This is a genomic window from Atribacter laminatus, from assembly GCF_015775515.1.
Taxonomy (GTDB): domain Bacteria; phylum Atribacterota; class Atribacteria; order Atribacterales; family Atribacteraceae; genus Atribacter; species Atribacter laminatus.
In genome coordinates, this window is the sequence record NZ_CP065383.1 from 592,057 (window position 1) to 609,032 (window position 16,976).

Annotated in this window: 16 protein-coding genes; 4 read left to right on the forward strand and 12 right to left on the reverse strand. The window is 37.3% G+C overall.

The features are described 5' to 3' along the window. Positions 1-99: 99 nt before the first annotated feature. The 6 genes from RT761_RS02885 to mutM form a co-directional block, all read right to left on the reverse strand. Positions 100-1,149 (reverse strand): zinc-dependent dehydrogenase, encoded by a 1,050-nt coding sequence (locus RT761_RS02885; RefSeq protein ID WP_218112582.1) that lies wholly within the window; start codon positions 1,147-1,149, stop codon positions 100-102. Positions 1,150-1,203: 54 nt separating this feature from the next. After that, positions 1,204-2,385, reverse strand: a complete 1,182-nt coding sequence (locus tag RT761_RS02890) for a mannitol dehydrogenase family protein (protein ID WP_218112583.1) — start codon at positions 2,383-2,385, stop codon at positions 1,204-1,206. Between the two features lie 29 nt (positions 2,386-2,414). After that, positions 2,415-3,347, reverse strand: coding sequence for a carbohydrate kinase family protein (locus tag RT761_RS02895; RefSeq protein WP_218112584.1), 933 nt, complete (start codon positions 3,345-3,347; stop codon positions 2,415-2,417). Positions 3,348-3,349: 2 nt separating this feature from the next. Further along, complete coding sequence (locus tag RT761_RS02900) at positions 3,350-4,309, reverse strand: sugar-binding transcriptional regulator (RefSeq protein WP_218112585.1); 960 nt, start codon at positions 4,307-4,309, stop codon at positions 3,350-3,352. A 153-nt stretch (positions 4,310-4,462) separates the two neighbouring features. After that, on the reverse strand, positions 4,463-5,188 hold the full coding sequence (locus tag RT761_RS02905) for a ComF family protein (protein WP_218112586.1): 726 nt from the start codon (positions 5,186-5,188) through the stop codon (positions 4,463-4,465). Between the two features lie 217 nt (positions 5,189-5,405). Next, the gene (mutM, locus tag RT761_RS02910) at positions 5,406-6,203 is read right to left on the reverse strand and encodes a bifunctional DNA-formamidopyrimidine glycosylase/DNA-(apurinic or apyrimidinic site) lyase (RefSeq protein ID WP_218112587.1); all 798 of its coding nucleotides are present in this window, start codon (positions 6,201-6,203) and stop codon (positions 5,406-5,408) included. Between the two features lie 246 nt (positions 6,204-6,449). Between mutM and RT761_RS02915 the strand changes: the two genes are divergently transcribed. Genes RT761_RS02915 through RT761_RS02930 form a run of 4 tightly spaced genes read left to right on the forward strand, consistent with a single transcriptional unit; the run spans position 6,450 to position 10,268 of the window. After that, the gene (locus RT761_RS02915; RefSeq protein ID WP_218112588.1) at positions 6,450-7,397 is read left to right on the forward strand and encodes an ABC transporter ATP-binding protein; all 948 of its coding nucleotides are present in this window, start codon (positions 6,450-6,452) and stop codon (positions 7,395-7,397) included. After that, positions 7,394-8,113: a peptidase associated/transthyretin-like domain-containing protein gene (locus RT761_RS02920; protein ID WP_218112589.1), complete on the forward strand. Its 720-nt coding sequence runs from the start codon at positions 7,394-7,396 to the stop codon at positions 8,111-8,113. The genes RT761_RS02915 and RT761_RS02920 overlap by 4 nt, the downstream gene beginning before the upstream one ends. A 2-nt stretch (positions 8,114-8,115) precedes the next feature. After that, positions 8,116-8,937, forward strand: coding sequence for an ABC transporter permease (locus tag RT761_RS02925; protein ID WP_218112590.1), 822 nt, complete (start codon positions 8,116-8,118; stop codon positions 8,935-8,937). After that, positions 8,934-10,268, forward strand: coding sequence for a hypothetical protein (locus RT761_RS02930; RefSeq protein WP_218112591.1), 1,335 nt, complete (start codon positions 8,934-8,936; stop codon positions 10,266-10,268). The genes RT761_RS02925 and RT761_RS02930 overlap by 4 nt, the downstream gene beginning before the upstream one ends. A 651-nt stretch (positions 10,269-10,919) precedes the next feature. Here RT761_RS02930 and RT761_RS02935 read toward each other — a convergent pair. From RT761_RS02935 to RT761_RS02960, 6 genes are all read right to left on the reverse strand, one after another. Beyond that, complete coding sequence (locus tag RT761_RS02935) at positions 10,920-11,711, reverse strand: 3'-5' exonuclease (protein WP_218112592.1); 792 nt, start codon at positions 11,709-11,711, stop codon at positions 10,920-10,922. Positions 11,712-11,743: 32 nt separating this feature from the next. Beyond that, positions 11,744-12,658, reverse strand: coding sequence for a rhomboid family intramembrane serine protease (locus RT761_RS02940; RefSeq protein WP_218112593.1), 915 nt, complete (start codon positions 12,656-12,658; stop codon positions 11,744-11,746). Between the two features lie 74 nt (positions 12,659-12,732). Beyond that, positions 12,733-13,470, reverse strand: coding sequence for a DUF4234 domain-containing protein (locus RT761_RS02945; RefSeq protein WP_218112594.1), 738 nt, complete (start codon positions 13,468-13,470; stop codon positions 12,733-12,735). 72 nt (positions 13,471-13,542) lie between these two features. Next, positions 13,543-14,556 carry an acyl-CoA dehydratase activase gene (locus tag RT761_RS02950; protein ID WP_218112595.1) on the reverse strand — a complete coding sequence of 338 codons (1,014 nt, stop codon included), beginning with the start codon at positions 14,554-14,556 and terminating at the stop codon, positions 13,543-13,545. Between the two features lie 63 nt (positions 14,557-14,619). Next, positions 14,620-15,720 carry an acyl-CoA dehydratase activase-related protein gene (locus RT761_RS02955; protein ID WP_218112596.1) on the reverse strand — a complete coding sequence of 367 codons (1,101 nt, stop codon included), beginning with the start codon at positions 15,718-15,720 and terminating at the stop codon, positions 14,620-14,622. Continuing rightward, positions 15,686-16,684 (reverse strand): acyl-CoA dehydratase activase-related protein, encoded by a 999-nt coding sequence (locus RT761_RS02960; RefSeq protein ID WP_218112597.1) that lies wholly within the window; start codon positions 16,682-16,684, stop codon positions 15,686-15,688. The genes RT761_RS02955 and RT761_RS02960 overlap by 35 nt, the downstream gene beginning before the upstream one ends. Between the last annotated feature and the right edge of the window lie 292 nt (positions 16,685-16,976).

Here is a 16,976-nt window from a genome sequence, read left to right on the forward strand (position 1 = left end):
AAACACCTCCATAAATGAGCGAATCACAACGAGTCATAATTGTTTAACCGCTTATAATTCCAGCATAAAAAATCAATCTATCAATCTATCATTTCTTTTTTACGGTTTGACGATTATTTTCAAATAATTTCCCTTTTCTGCTTCAACCAACATGGCAGGAAGTTCTTCTAAAGATATGACTTTGCTTATAATTTGAGAAGCATTAACTCTTTTCCCCGCCATCAATTCAATACACATATTGATATGGTCTGACGTCGTTCCGCTGGTCCCATGAATAAAGAGTTCTTTATAATGTATGATATTGCTGTCGAGGCTCACTATGTGGTCATCTTTTGGCAGCCCTCCGAAAAAGTTGATCCGGGCTTGGTTGGCAGCCAAATCCAATGCCATTTCTTGTGCTTTTCGAGCGGGGGCGGAAATGATAATAACCGAAGGACCAATTCCATTGGTCGCTTCCATGAGAACTTCTTTTAAATCTTCCTGCATAGGATTCACATAAACATCGGCCCCGAATTGACGAGCCAAGTTCAAACGACCTTCCTGGAATTCAGAAATGATGACTTTGGTTGCTCCAAGGGTTTTTGCTAAAGAAATATGCATACAACCTATGGGTCCGGCTCCAATTATTAAGACATGATCACCAACTCCAACTTGGGATAACATCTGACCATTTAAAGCGCAAGCCATTGGTTCTGCAATAGCAGCTTCTTCCAAAGCCAAGTCGTCTTTAATCAGAATGAGATTCCCCCGTCGAATGGCTTTTTCTGGAATCCGCATATATTCAGCGAAACCTCCGGGGTAATAGTATCCAAAAGCCTCATAATTTTCTTTAAATGTAAGGCACAGATTGGTTAATCCCCGTCGACAATAAAAACATTCACCGCAGGATACGATTGGATCAACAGCAACTTTATCCCCAACCGCATACCCCTTCACATCTTTTCCAACTTCAGCAATTGTGCCGGCAATCTCATGACCAACAATTTGAGGTATTTTTACACCTTTATGACCATGGCGAAAAATCCGCATGTCGGTTCCACAAATTGCACACGCACCGACCTTAAGAAGTATATCTCCCGGTCCAATTTCCGGAAGGGGACTTTCCTCAATTCTCAAATCACCCGGTCCATAATAAACTGCTGCTTTCATTTACTCCACTCCTCTCAATTCTTCCCAAGGGGAAGTTTACAATTTATGATCCCACTATTTCCGAAATCGCTCTCGAAATTGATGATAAGATCGAATAATGCCCTCGCCTATAGCGTTTTCAGGATCAAGACCACATAATTTTTGAATGACTTTTTCAATGCCTTCCTCCTTTATCATGTTCAGGAGTTTTAGTGCATCGGCATCCTTATCATAATCATAATTTAATGCTACTCCAGCTACCTTTATTATTGCAGCTGGAAACATCTTTTGAGATTGGCAAAGAGCGATTCCTCCAATTATACGGTCATCCTCACCAAGTTTGCGAATTGGATCTCTCCCAACCCGGTACACCGTATCCATAAGTAATGGATTTAAAAAACGCTCTTTTAAGTCTTCAACAAATTCGTTCACTTCAACCCTATCTAAATCCGGATACTTCCGAAGAATTGAAGTTGAGGTTTCATTGAGCACATCATCAAGAAGATTTTTTATTTCTTCATCGGCAATTGCCTGATGTATGTATTCATATCCCTTTAAGTAACCGAAGTAAGCTAAAGTTGCATGGCCTAAATTATGGATAAAGAGCTTTTTGTCAACTTCGGAAGAAAAATTTTGAACTGGTTTCAAACCCGAGATTTCAGGGAAAACTCCCTTTACCGCGGTTGCATCATATGGAAGTTTATGATAAGCTTCGGCAACTATAAACAGAGGATCATCAACACCGAATCGCTTGTCCATTACTGGAACCATGCGGGCAACAACCGTTCCAACAAAACCTACTTTTTCTTGAAGAAATTGTTTTCCTTCAGTATTTAAATGATTGTTCACTTCATTTTTGAAAAATTGAGGTGCATCCTTGAGATTTTCACACAAAAGAATATTCATTGGGATGGGATTTTTTTTAAGGCGAAGCTGAATCCCATCAGCCACCAAAGGAGCAATAGCTGGTAAATTTTTTACTCCAACAGCTGTAAAAATAATCGATGAGGCGGCAATAGCTTTTGAGATATTGTTTTTCTCTTCGGTCTGATATGCAACTAAATTATTAATGGTCACATTTTTTTCTTGACCGTTTTTTTCTAATAATCGAAGAGGATAGCTTGAGCGAGAATTGAGAAGTTTAACAAGATCTGAATAGGCTTCAACAAAAACAATACGATAATTCGACTCCCATAAAAGATGACCAATAAAACCTCTTCCAATGTTGCCTGCTCCAAACTGAACAGATTGGTTCATTCAAAAACCTCTCATTTCTTTTTTAAAATTTACGAATGTTTACGAATAAAATCAATAACTTCATCAAAATTCCCAACACCGTCGGTAGCTCCCATAGCTTGAACACACATAGCCCCACAGGCGTTCGCAAATCGACCAGTTTCATATAAATCCCATTTTTTTGAATAACCAACTAAGAAACCAGCAGCAAAAGCATCACCAGCGCCAGTTCCATCTACAGCTTTTACTTGAAAGGGAGGGACCAATATTTTTTCGTTTTGAGTCATGATGAAACTCCCTTCTTCTCCCATTTTAATGGCGACTATCTGAATCCCATAATCAAGAAAAAATTTGGCATTATCTACCATATTCTGATGTCCCGAAATACGGGTGGACTCATCACGATTAGAAATAAAAATATCGAGGAGGGGAAGGTAGGGTTCAATGACGTTGAGCCATTGCCCACTGTCATCCCAATAGGTATCAATCGAAGTAGTTACTCCAGCATCTTTAACTCGCTTTAAAAGAGCAGTTGTCTCGGGTCCGTCAAAACCAGGCATTAAAAATGTGCCGGTGATGTGTACGATATCCGAATCAAGAAAAAACTCATCTTGAATATCAGCATTTCTTAAACTTTGATTAGCTCCTGCACAGTGAATAAAGGAACGCTCTCCTTGCTCATCGACTAATACCATAGTAGCCGAAGTTGGATATTCTCGAGTTGTGGTTATGCCTTTGGGGTCTATCCCCTCTTTTCGAAGCGAATTGATGATAAATTCACCCAAACCATCTTGCCCCACTTTCCCAACCATCACTACTTCTTCGCCTAATTTTTTCAATACCACCCCAGTATTGTTGGCTCCTCCACCCACATGTAGTTCCATTTGTGGGATTAAAACCAATTTTCCTCTTTCCGGTATACGATTGATTGGCCGACCCAAGAGATCGGCGACCAGGATTCCTATGCAAGTTACTTTGGCCATTTTTATCCCTCCAGAACTGGTATTCGACTAATAATTTTCATGGCGGTCTTTTCATCAGTGATAAGAACATCGATAAAACGACCCCGGAGAGCCCCAAGAATAGCATCGGCTTTTTCTTCACCACCTGCTACTCCGATCACATTGTGCATTTTTTGGATATCTTCAAGAGGAACTGCAACCGTTCTTCGGTGTAAAGGTGTATCTAAAATGGTTCCATCAATGGTGTAAAACTGACCTAAAATATCTCCAACGGCTCCTTTTTGCTTTAATGCTTCTAACTCGTGGTAATCTATAAAACCAGTTAAAGAGTAAATTGAATAACGAACATCAACCGTACCAATGCCCACCAATGACCATTTAGCCTGACAGGCAAGCTGAAGAGTATTTTGGTTTATTCTTTCGTTCAAGTAAAAATTTCTTATTTCTTCATTCTCAACCACTGCTGGTGCATAAAGATAATAACATTCTCCTTCAAATATCGAAGCCAGTTTTTCCCCAATAGTATAGGGATTAAGTGAGGCTGATGAAGTTAATCCTCCAACCATGGTAACGAATTTAAGGTTCTTAACCTTTGCCGAACGAATCGCCAAAGCCAGGTGTTTTAGGGTTCGTCCCCAGGCAATTCCAACCAAATCTCCATTATTTAAAACCTTTTCCAAATACCATGCCCCAGCTCTCCCAATGCATTCATAAATCTCTTTTCCTTGGGGGGTTGGGATTACCACAACATCTTGAAGTCCAAATTGTTTACGAATTATAGATTCAATTTTTAAACAATTGGAAAGAGGCGATTCAATCGATATCTTTATAATTCCATTTTTTTGCGCTTTGTCGATAAGCCTGGCAACTTTCGGTTGAGAAAGTTTCAATAGGTGGCCAATTTCATTTTGGGTAAGCCCTTCCATGTAGTGCAGCCAAGCAATTCGAGTCATCAATTCAACATTTTCATCGGTAAGGTTCATAGCAAATCCCTTTATTTAAAATTAAAACATGAATGATTATTCATGTTTCTAATATACATTCACTTCTATTTTATATTTTTCCTCTATAATGTCAATAAAATTGTAGAATAATGAATATAATTTCAGCTTTATTTCATTTTATCGTCCAAATTTTTACTTTCCAGTTGCTAAAGCCAAAACCAGTATAGTTTGACTTCCCACTCGACGTAAAGCCGTGGATAAACTCTCCACGGTGGAACGTGAGGTTATAACATCATCGATGATTAATATTTTTTTCTTCGCTAAAGATTTTTCATTCTCTACTCGGAAGGCGTCTTGGAGATTAAGCCTCCTCTCTTTCATGCTGAGCCCTACCTGAGGGAGAGTTTTCTTTTTCCGAGTTACGGTGTTGCTAATGAGGGGTTTTTGTAAAAAGTTTGAAATACCTCGTGCTAAGATTTCAGCTTGGTTAAACTCTCTTTCACGAAGACGAGATTGATGGAGTGGTACCGGGAGAATTCCATCGATATCACGAAAGAAGGGATTGGAAGATAAAAATTCGACTAATAAATGAATAAATAAAATTCGCAAGGATAGAATTTTTCGATACTTAAAAGCATGAATAGCGCTTTTAATTGGGGGTTCATACAAGGTAACAGCTCGAGCGCAGTCAAAAGTAAAAGGTTTTTCTCGGCATCGTCGGCATTTAGTTTGGCGATTACTCGGTACTGGTCTTCCACAGATCAGACAATAGGGAGATATTTCTTTTCGAATCATTTCTTCACAATCTTTACATAAGGGATAGCCTGCCGACTCAGTAATATATTTTTTACAATTCACACAATTTTGAGGGAAAAAAAAGTGAAGGACCCCCTCACCGATTCCTTGTCGATTCAGCAAAATACTTCCTCCTTTCGTAAAAAAGTGATATATATACATCATCCTCTCTCTCATTCTCATATTCCGTTATAAATAAAGTAAAATTTTTAATTGTTTTGTTTCATTTTTCTACCACCGTGAAAGATTTAAAGTTATTTAATTGACATTAATTTTATCTGTAGTTTCGAAGCAGTTCTCGTTTCTTTTCTAAAAAATATAGAGAATCATATAAATATTTTCATATTTTCTGACAACAAGGGCAAAAATATGTGCTTCGTTGAGCCATCTTAATTCTTTCTACAGGAGTTCCGCATGCTAAACATGGTTTTCCTTCCCGATCATATACTTGTAAACAATTCTGGAAAAATCCACTTGAACCATCAGTGTGTTGATAATCCCGAATGGTAGTCCCCTCGCATTGAATTGCCTGTTTAAGGACAATAAGAATTGTATCAAATAATAATTTTTTCTCTTGGCTGGTTAAATCATTCACCCTTTTTTTTGGATGAATTTTACTTAAAAAAAGAATCTCACTGGCATAAATATTTCCAATTCCAGATACCCAGGCTTGATTCATGAGGAAATTTTTTATTGGAAGAGTTTTGTTTATTAATAGTCTTTCAAACTTATCCCAGGAATAACCGCTTAGTAGAGGGTCTAACCCAAGATTTTGCATGACTTTTTTTCTTTCATTTTCAGTTAAATATTTAATTTTCCCAAAACGGCGGGCATCACAAAAAGCAATAAATCCGGTAGATAAAGTGACACATACTCTTTGAAACCGGAGATTATCCTTGGCTTGAATATATATTAAACTCCCAGTCATTCCCATATGAAAAAGGAGAGAGCTAAAGTCATTAAAAATTAAGAAAAGATATTTCCCTTTTCTTATCAGGTCCTTTATAACTTTATTAAGGATATCATCGGAAGGAATCTGAATTTTATTATCATATATTTCTATGTCAACTATTCTTTCTCCTATCAACGGAATCAAGAGTTCTCTTCTTATTATTTCAACCTCAGGAAGTTCCGGCATTCTATTCCTCCTATTCCATTCATAGCAAGAAATTACTGTTCAAAAAGTTGGTTTTGATGTTCTTATTTTCTCATTAGACTTTAAAAAAACCAATAATTTTAATTAATATGGGAACGGTTAAACAACATTTCCACTATAATTAGTATAAAATAATCGATGAGTTTATTTAAACAAATGGGCCAATAAAAAAGAATCATTCCCTTGTAAGTTTCAGTGAAAACGAAAGGAGGACATAAAAACTTATCTATGATACAAACTGAAAATCTTTGTAAGGCCTATAACGATTTAATGGTAGTGAAGGACTTAAACCTCAAGGTTGAAAAAAATGATATTTATGGGTTTTTGGGTCCGAACGGTGCTGGAAAAACAACAACTATTATGATGCTTCTCGGACTTGTTCCTAAATCGGGAGGGAAAATATATCTCCTCGGAAATGAGATGAAACCCAATAATGTCGAACTAAAAAGAAAGATTGGTGTTGTTTCAGAAAATCAATATTTCTATCGTGACATGACCGCTTCGGAATACCTCAATTTCTTTGGTGAAATTTATGAAGTTGAAAATCGACAAAAACGGATCGATAAATTAATGAGTGCTGTTGGTTTAGAAAAAGAAAAAAATAAAAATCTTGGTGCTTATTCTAAGGGTATGCAACAAAAATTGGCCTTTGTGAAAGCTCTTCTCCATGATCCAGAATTACTCATCCTTGACGAACCGGTAGCCAACCTCGACCCAACCAGTATTAAACAAATTCGTGACCTTATTGAAGAAGAACATGAAGCTGGTCGAACTGTGTTTGTTTCCTCTCATCTTCTTTCCGAGGTTGAGAAACTTTGTAAAAAAGTTGGAATCATCAATCAGGGAAAATTACTTGCTGAAGACAACATGGATAATATCAAAAGAAAATTATCGGATACGGTGACTATTCGTACCGAATTGAATCAAGAAGCCCAAAACTTAGAGCCGGTTTTAAGCAATCTTCCCTTTATCAAAGCTTTTCAATCCAAAGAAAATAAAATTGAAGTCCAACTTAAAACCGATCGAGATTACCGTAAAGACCTTTCAGAAGCAATTTTTAATTCTGGTTACATCATCCTTTCTATGCAAGCGAAAGAAATGAGCTTAGAAGAGGCTTTCATCACTATTACTCAACAAAACATTTCTTTATTAACCGACCGAGGGAATGGACAATGAAAAAGAAAAAAACAACCATCCTTATTTCTACTTTTATACTTGTTGTTTTGGCAGTTTTATTTGTTTTAGTCTACTTTTCCACCAATACCAATTGGGGAACGCTCCAGGGTAAAGTAGTCGATGAAATATCTCAAGATGTGGTCAAAAAACTTCAGGTTACTCTTGACGGAAAGTCAGATATTCTCTATATGAGTAAAGATTATAAATTATCCCGGATTCCTCCAGGAAAGCACACTTTAATAGCCGTTGCTCCCTATTACGAAGAAATTCAACAGGAAATTGATATTAAAAAAGGAATAAATGTTTTTGATTTTACCATGAAAGGGAAGGAAATCCCTGGTTTAGCTGGAATCATATGTTTCTCTGAACCAACTGAGCAGGGTATCGAAGTTGAAATCCGCTTTAAAAATCACCAAGGGCAAGGTATATCCGATTATCCCGCTCTCCCCCTTACACTCGAGGGTAAATTATATGTTCGAAATGGTGACGAAGATAATTTTAGCCGGGGAAGAAGGCTTTTTGACGGCCCTATGAAGCTTTTCTGGGACCCAACTTCTTATTTAGCCCGAAATAAAGCTGTTATACCCTGGAATATACTTGATATTGATACTGAAAACGAAAAATTCGGTCTTATGGAGTTAACATTAACCACTCCACAGGGCGCTTTTGAAGACGTCATTGAAAATGTTGAACTATCCAAGAAGGAGGGTCAGTAACTGTGGCAAGCCAAGGACGAATTACCAAGATTCTCCTAAAAAGAGACCTTTTATATAGTTTATATAGCTGGGGTTATTACGGAGTGTTGTTTATTTCTTTCTTCGCGTCGTCTTTTATTTTGAAAAATTTTCTCGATGGAATTAGAGAAGACGACATTTTAGTGAGCGCGTTTCCCCTCAATTATCCTTTGTACATTACCATCATCATCATCTCGCTCTACCTGGTGCTTATTTCGGCAATTTCGATATCAAGGGAACGTGAACAAGGAACCTTAGAAGTTCTTTTCTATGGACCGGTTACTTCAAAGAACTTTCTTATGGCCAAATTCTGGAAAGACTTTTTTTTGGGAGTAATTTCATTAGGTTTTACTGCTGTTTACTTCTTTTTAGTGAGCTTTTTTACCAATTTAGGATTTACTCCTGGCCTGGTTCGAGCCCTGATCATGGGGGTATTTCTCATATCTTGTGTGGTCAGTTTTGGGCTTTTCATATCCTCGTTGACCAGCCGGGTAAGAAGTTCGGTCATCACCCTCATTGCTGTTTTTGGAGCATTTCTCGCTATCCAGTTTTCTTATAGCACTCTCTTGGGATTAGAAAAAGAATCCCTTCCAACTTCTCTTTTTTATATTCGAGAAACGCTTCAATTGGTTTTTAAAGGAATCAATTGGGTTTCACCCTTTGCTTACTTATCGAGAGGCTTAGATTCAGTATTGTTGGATAATTGGTCATTGTTTTTCACCAATGCATTCTATTGTGTAGTATATGTGACGGTATTTCTCTCTCTTTCCATCTACATCATGAACCGAAGAGGTGTCAAGGCATGAAAAAAAATCCTTTCATACTATTTGTCTTCATTATTGTCAGCCTATGTGGAGTATCGACTATTGCTCTGGCTGAAGCTCCGGTTTTACGAGAACAACTGGTATACTCTTTGACCTCATTTAACGGTTCAGGATACAGCAAAAGTTTCTGTCCAGCTACTGAAGAAACAATTTATCTCATTACTGATGAACCCAGCATCATAAGTCCACGGAAAACTATTGTCTATTTTTGGCCGATTACCCAAAAGTATATGGCCGGTTTTAGCACTCTTAATGAAGAGGTCGCTGGTAAGTTAGAGTTAATTCAAAACGGAAAAGTTGTAGATACTCTTGATAAGGTTGATTATTCTCTCTTTTACCCGAAAGGATACTATTCAGAAAAAGCTGTCGTCTACACCGAGGCTTCGGCTATCGAATCTTTTGAAAAATATCAGACAGCTGTTGATCAATTTAATGTTCAATTAAGACAATACTATGAAAATATGGCCCAATATCGTGAATCTTTTAATCGTTTTTTAGAAGAAGTAAGACGTCGTCGTGAAGCTGGAGATACAGGACCAGTTAATATTCCAATCCCCCAAGAACCAAAACCACCCGATTTTGTTCAATTCTACTCAACTGAACCAGCTCAAGGTTTTGTTTTACAGCTTCCGGTAGGATCTTATGAAATCCAGCTTCGAGCCGAAGATGGTACCCTAATTGAAGGAAGCGAAAAAAAAGTTATTGTTTTTGCTTCCCGTCGCCAAGGTGGTACCGGTTACGAAATAATTCCGGGAAATCGATGGACGAAAAAAGAAAATTGTGATGAACCCTCATGGATTATCCATGCTACAGGGAAAAATGAACTTTACTTTAACCCGTTCCTTCAAGATGAATACAATGAGTTATATCACAACAAACTCGTTGATCCTCAAAATGTCGGACGATTAGAACGCTGGAAATGGGTTCATGTTGACCCCATCGATAACATCAAAACCATTCTGGGATACAAGCAACAAATTCTCCAGTCAGTTGATAAGTTACCTTACTTTGTTAAGCAAATTCCTGGTCCGGAACTAGGATATGAAATACTCAAATATAACGATGAGCTTAAACAGCAGGGATATCAACCGACTTTCGAAAGTTATAAAGTTACTTTAGATCCAAATCTTCCCAAACGTGATTATTCTGTTTCGTTGGTCCAATCTGATAATAACCAACCCGTTTCCCAAAGCGAACGTGTAATAAGGTTATTGAAAAAAGAAAATGCTGGTTATTTATATGCAATTCCATTTTTCCCTTTGATAGTTGCGCTTATCGTTATCCTATCCCGACGAAGCCATGTTGAGAAATAGTTTCTTTTTGTGGTTATAATCAAAAGGCTGGAGAAATAAAATTCTCCAGCCTTTTGATTATCAACTCAGTATTACTCATTTAAAATAATTCTATCCAGAAAATACTGGTATGCTTAAAAAACGGCATCATCCTGAGGCATCGTTTCTCGAAACCGCGAGGATCTTATCTGACGCTGCAGGCGTCATCCTGAGCGGTGTTTTTCCGCGTGAGGATCTCATCTTTTTTGTTTTATTCTTTATAATTATATTAAAGAATGGGATTCTCACGTCGCAAAATTCGCTCCTCAGAATGACGGGGAGGGTGGATGAGATTGCCACGTCACTGCGCTCCTCGCAATCAGACTGTGTCACAATCCCTTTCATACACCAAGAAGAGCTTGAAAGTGGAGGAAACATTCTATTTATCTTCAATTTTTTGGTTATCTATTCCCAATATTCCTGTAAAATATTAACATAAGTGGTGGTAAAAAATTTATAGAATAATTATGACACAGCCTGAATGACGGAGCAGGAAAAAATTCAAATCCCCTCCGCCCCCCTCTTCTAAAGGGGGGCGGAGTTCAACTTCTGAGTATATATTTTCATTCTTATCTGGCGCTGTTTAACAGTATAAAGATCTATTCTCTATCAAGAGAGGTAAATTTTAAAAAACTATTTATCTTTTGGCCTGGGAAATTTACCTTGAAGAGCATCATAAACTATTTTTTTAACATCAGGTGAGAAATCCGAAGATAACATCCATTGCAGATAATCAGGGACTTGCGAAACAAGTTGTTTTAAGGTCCAACCGAAATATTTTTTCCCAAAGTGACATACAATCTCTCCGTTCGACCAAATGAACTTCCCCTCCGGATCTGCATAATTGGCTAATCCAGGTTGGCACAATGCATGTAAATCTTCTACATTTTTTGGTAACTCCTGATGAATTTCTAATTGTTTATCCAATATTTCAGCAGCTGCTGTTGCATCACCTTGGGCTGTATGGGCTAATTCCATTTCTTTGCCGCAATACTTTAAATAAGCACTCTTTAAATCTCGTGGCTCTAAGATATGGTAAAGAATTTGAACATCAATAAACTTTCGATCTCTTTTTTGGAAAGGGACACCGGCTCTTCGCAACTCTGCTTCAAGAAAAGGAATGTCAAACTTCACCACATTAAAACCGGCTATATCACATCCTTCAAGAAAACAAACAATATTTGGAGCATATTCTTGGAACTCTGGTTCATTTGCCACATCTTCATTGGTAATACCATGTATTGCTGTTGCTTCAGCCGGTATAGGTATTCCTGGATTCATTCGATGGTTTTTATACTCATAATTCCCATCAGGATAGATTTTAAGAATTGATAACTCAACTATTCTATCTAAATTTGGCTGAAGACCAGTGGTTTCAACATCGATAAAGGCAAGAGGTTTATCTAAAATCAAGTTTTTTAACATACAGTCTCCTGCTCCCCTCATCAATCTATGAATTAACTATCCTTTTCATAGATTAAACCTTCATATTTTTTTAAAATACGATCTCTCCATTCCATAAAATCAATCTCTATTTCCTGAAGGATGGCAGCGTTTTTTATTTGACTGGAAGAATATTCAAGCATTTTATTTTTTATTTCTCGTGCTTCTCGATCTGGTATGGGGAGATTTTCCAGAAGATCAACTGGTGGTGGATTTCCATTTTGGGCTACCCAAATGTAGTTTTGCATTTGATTATGAAATGTAATCACTGAATCAATTGAGGATTTTTGCAGAGCATTAGGGATAAAAAAAGTGATTACGCTGACAGCGATAAAAACTACCATAGCCCATTGTATGATTTCCTCGGCTTTTTTCTTCCACGAAAACCAGCTTTCTCCAGGAGAAACCAGGTAACCCAAAAGCATCCCACTCAACAAACCACCAATATGAGCACCATTATCCACCACCGGGGTTACAAAACCGATAATCAAATTTATAAGGATAAAAGGAAGTAAACTTCTGGTAAGCCTATTTAAAGATGTGTTCCGATACTTTAGACCACTGGCAAATAACGCACCAGCCAAACCGAAGATGGCACCGCTGGCTCCCACACTTACATTGGAATAATTCATTAATAGAGAAAGCAGACTCCCGCCTATACCAGTGATAATGTAAATTATAAAAAACTTCTTTGCTCCATAAACTCCTTCAGCTAATCGACCTAAATTATAGAGTGCATACATATTAAAAAATAGGTGCCAAATACTTCCATGAAGAAACATACATAGTAGAAGCCTTTGCCATTCTCCAGAAATAATAAGGGGACCAAATTTTGCACCTAAACGAAGGAGTATAGGAACGGAAAATCCACCACTTATTAATGTCGTAATAAAAAAGACTAAATTCAATAATATTAAAAAAAATACCATAAATAAATCCTCAATTTGAAATTAAAACATGGGGCAATATACATTGTCCCATGTTTTTTAAGGTATGATCAAGCTTAACTGGTTAACATTTTTTCCAATTCAGGTCGAACTTTTTCATCACTGGCAACGTATTCGTTTATTTCCAAGCTCAATTTAATCAGGATATAAGCCCAATATATTCCTAAAGTTATAACACTTAATATAATAACCAAAACTACACTTCGCTGTGGTATTCGGTAGATATAGCTTTCTGAATTATACCCTTTGGCTCCCTTTAGATATGAATATATCTTATCTTTCATATCGGAAACCTTACTGGTTGCTTTAAAAATATTCGATAGGTATATTGCCAGAAAAACAAAACCGATCAAATAGAGGAGGAATGAATACCAACCAACAAATTGAGCGATAATATACAATACCAAATAGATATAAAATGGCCATGCTTGAACCAAGAAATCTCCCAACCGATTTACAAAAAAACCGATTTCTCCACGGAGCGGATCTTGCAATTGTTCTTTAGCATGGGTAAAAATATGTTTAGTATTTTTGATATTATTGTTGATAACATTCCCCCATTGATAAAGCACCACTGCTTGGAGGATCGCACTGATTAATGCAAAAACCACTGCAATGACTACCGTGCCACCTGCCGCTACCGCTCCGGTTGCAACATCTCCGGTTGAAACCTCAGAAACTGCTGCAAAACCGCCAATCATAGATACAATCGGTGTTAAAATTATAAATATTACCGCTAAAACAGCAGAAATTACACTTACTCGGTTTTCTTGCAAGAAACCTGAAACTGCCATTACACAGCCCTCCTTAACCAGTTTTTGATTCTTTTTAAAATACCATAAGAATGAAAAAAATAAAAACCTTTTTTAACTATTTTTTATAAATGATAAGGTTTTTTCTTCTTTTTCAGAAAACTTCTCATCAACTAATTCAGGAGTCCATTTCCCGCAGCGACTTCCCCACAAAGCCTTTACTTTACCCTCTTCTTTCAAAACCACAATTTCACAGCTATTTGGGCAATCATTGCAGGTAAAGCTTCGATTTTCATAAGAGCGATTTATCACATCAAAGCCTTGGAAAAAAGTTTTTTCTTGTTTTGCACCGAATACCAAAAGAGCGGCTCCCCAGGCACCCATGATTCCATGTTCCTGGGGTACAATAATTTTAAATTTTCCTTGGTAAAAATCATGAAAAGCTTGAACAATCCCTTGGTTGGCGGCTACTCCACCCTGAAAAACGATGGGATCCAATATGTTTTTCCCAGTTGCTAGGTTATTAATAAAATTTCGTACCAATGCTTCACAAAGACCACGGATGATTTCTGGTTTACCAAAACCCAGTTGTTGTTTATGAATCATATCTGATTCAGCAAATACCGTACAACGCCCGGCAATTCGTACCGATTGTTGAGCCTGTAAAGCTAATTTACCAAATTCTTCTATGGGTATCCCCAAACGAACTGCCTGATGTTCCAAAAACGATCCCGTTCCTGCAGCACAGATAGTGTTCATAGCAAAATCTTCAACCACTTGATCTCGAATAATGATTAGTTTAGAATCTTGTCCACCTATTTCAAAAACCGTTCTCACTTCAGGCAGAAGAGTTATGGCAGCAACTGCATGAGCAGTAATTTCATTTTTAACCATATCCGCCCCAACAACTACACCTGCTAAATGGCGCGCACTTCCTGTTGTTCCCACCCCTCGTATTACACCGCCAGATGGATAGTGGGATTGTATATATTTAAGACCGGTTTTTAAAGCCGCAATTGGGTCCCCGCTGGTTTTTAAGTAACAACTCGAGTAAATTTTTTTGTCAGATGTCATTAAAGCAAACTTTGTTGTCACTGAACCAACATCAACCCCGAGATAAAGATCCATTTATATTTAACCTCCAACCATCACACTTTTAAGCATTCATAAGAAAGCATTTATTGTACCTATTTAAGAGCACGATGCTTCTCGAACCTTTTGTTGGCGACGCATTTCCAAAACATCAACAAAAGCTTCAACTCGAGTTATCATTCCTGCCTCTCCAGCATGTTCATCAATAGCTAAATGAAGTATAGGAATATTGTATTCCCTTCCTACTCCTGCAACAATACTTTTTGCAACCGCTTCAGGCATGCAGGTAAAAGGATATAAATGAATGACTCCATCAAAACTTTTCTGGGCATATCGGATAGTACTTCCAACTGTGTCAATCCCTTCTCCACCAACAAATCTTTTTAGAAAAGGTTTTGCTAATTTCCAAGCTTCTTCTTTTTCTCTTGAGCGGGTAAAAGGGAAAAAATTTAGAACATATTCAGCGGTTGAAACCGAGTTATCCACTAAGACACCCATATTTCCTAAAAGCTTTTCAATGTTAAAATTCACTCTAAATTCTTGAGCAATATAAACTTCACCCACGATGCCTATCTTAATAGGTTCATTTTTTTTTAGAGTGTTAAGTTGAGATATTTCAAGGAGAGTATTTTCTCGTATTCCTTCTAATTGAGCAACGGAACTGATATTTTTAACCTCTTTTAAGCTTTTTTCAATCAATCTATCAAGCTGTGAAGGATCTTTTAATTTCCATCGAACCAGTCGGCTGGTTTTCTCCAAATCCTCAACATACCGAAGAACATTCCAAGCTAATCGAACCGCACGATGAATTCGTGAAATTGACCATTTTCCTCCAACCATTGTCTTTAAAGAGGAAAAAAAGTTCTTCCAACCATACCGAGGAGAATCAATAAGAATAAAATTCACATTATAGCCTAGATCTTCGATAATAATTCTTTGAATTTGTCCATAATAACCAAAACGGCAAGGTCCAACTCCACCAGCCATAAAAATGGTATCAGCTCCCTTTTCTATACCCTCAATGAAATTGCCTAAGGTCACTTTCATTGGAAAACAAGCATTTTGAGGAGCGAGTTTAACTCCTATTTCAATAGTTTTTTTAGTAATTGGGGGTGGAGGGACAATTTCAATGCCCAGTGCTGGATAAAGAACCTCCAGAACCACATCAAGATGTGCGAGATGAGGAAAGGTTGCTTTCAAATGTTTCTGTCCTCCATTTCATCATATCAACAAAAGCTTCCAAACGAGTTATTAAGCCAGCTTCGCCAGTATGTTCGTCAATCTCAAGGCGTAAATAGGGAATAGAATGAACTTCTCTTCTTAACCACCGTTCGATGAGCTCGCCAACCAGCGAATCGGGGCCACATTCAAATGATACTAAATGGACGAATCCTTTTATTACAGGATCTTTTTGGTATATTGAATGGAGCGCACTGCCTAATACTTCATTGGAAATAGTCCAAAAACTGGGTTTAGGGATTTTTGTTAATGCTCTTCGGATCTTCTTTTCATCTATCATATCACTGGTAACAATTGAATAACCCATAGCATTCATTTTTTGAAGGATATTCATATTAATATAACTGTCATTGATCAAATAACTATGGCCTAACAAAAGAATTTTTTCCTGATGTGGCGTCAACATTGGATGGTTGTCAATCAAATTTTCGGGAAAATATCCATTGGCAGTTTTTTTCCGGTATTGGGAATGAGCCTCTTCGGCAACTTGAAGGGCATGGTTTATTTTTTTGTTATTTGAAGTAAATCGTCTTCCTATTTCAAAAAAACCTTGCCGCCACCCAATAAAACCTCGATCTCTCATGTTGATTTCATCATCAATAATTCTTTCCTGAGGTATATTAAAAAGATTCCTAACCATATCAGGCAAACCAAGTATTTTCGGGCAATTATATTCATTTTTACAAAAACTCACCATACGTGGCACAAAAAGTAAATCAACTTTATCCTTTAAATAATGGCAGTGACCTAAAAACACTTTAACTGGAAAACATATTTCGTCCACTCCATAAGTAAGCCCTCGTTGAATAATGAGCTTATTGGTTGGTGGAGAAATCACCAGTTCTGCACCTAATTCTTTTAAAAAAGTTGACCAATAGGCATAAAAACGATAAAACAACAATCCTCGAGGAATACCAACCTTCAAACGGCATTCATCTCCTTGATCGAGCATCCTTATTTTTTATAATAAAATTTACAACATTATTTAACCTGAAAACACCATTTACCATGAATGTTATGATACTGTCATCCTGAGCCCTCGCTTTTTGAGGGCGTAAGGATTTCATCTGACACCGCAGGTGTCATCCTGAGCGGTGCTTTCCCGCGTGAGGATCTCATCTTTTAAGTTATATTTCCCTTTGACTAAAGGAAAGGTTTTCTCCATGGGTTTCTCGCTACTAAAGTTCATCAATTCTTAATTTTTTTATTCGACTCAC

Bases quoted from the DNA above. Each gene is read 5' to 3' on its own strand.
- RT761_RS02890 (WP_218112583.1), bottom strand. From the start codon at position 2,385: ATGAACCAATCTGTTCAGTTTGGAGCAGGCAACATTGGAAGAGGTTTT.
- RT761_RS02895 (WP_218112584.1), bottom strand. From the start codon at position 3,347: ATGGCCAAAGTAACTTGCATAGGAATCCTGGTCGCCGATCTCTTGGGT.
- RT761_RS02885 (WP_218112582.1), bottom strand. From the start codon at position 1,149: ATGAAAGCAGCAGTTTATTATGGACCGGGTGATTTGAGAATTGAGGAA.
- RT761_RS02950 (WP_218112595.1), bottom strand. From the start codon at position 14,556: ATGGATCTTTATCTCGGGGTTGATGTTGGTTCAGTGACAACAAAGTTT.
- RT761_RS02920 (WP_218112589.1), top strand. From the start codon at position 7,394: ATGAAAAAGAAAAAAACAACCATCCTTATTTCTACTTTTATACTTGTT.
- mutM (WP_218112587.1), bottom strand. From the start codon at position 6,203: ATGCCGGAACTTCCTGAGGTTGAAATAATAAGAAGAGAACTCTTGATT.
- RT761_RS02945 (WP_218112594.1), bottom strand. From the start codon at position 13,470: ATGGCAGTTTCAGGTTTCTTGCAAGAAAACCGAGTAAGTGTAATTTCT.
- RT761_RS02915 (WP_218112588.1), top strand. From the start codon at position 6,450: ATGATACAAACTGAAAATCTTTGTAAGGCCTATAACGATTTAATGGTA.
- RT761_RS02935 (WP_218112592.1), bottom strand. From the start codon at position 11,711: ATGTTAAAAAACTTGATTTTAGATAAACCTCTTGCCTTTATCGATGTT.
- RT761_RS02930 (WP_218112591.1), top strand. From the start codon at position 8,934: ATGAAAAAAAATCCTTTCATACTATTTGTCTTCATTATTGTCAGCCTA.
- RT761_RS02900 (WP_218112585.1), bottom strand. From the start codon at position 4,309: ATGAACCTTACCGATGAAAATGTTGAATTGATGACTCGAATTGCTTGG.
- RT761_RS02940 (WP_218112593.1), bottom strand. From the start codon at position 12,658: ATGGTATTTTTTTTAATATTATTGAATTTAGTCTTTTTTATTACGACA.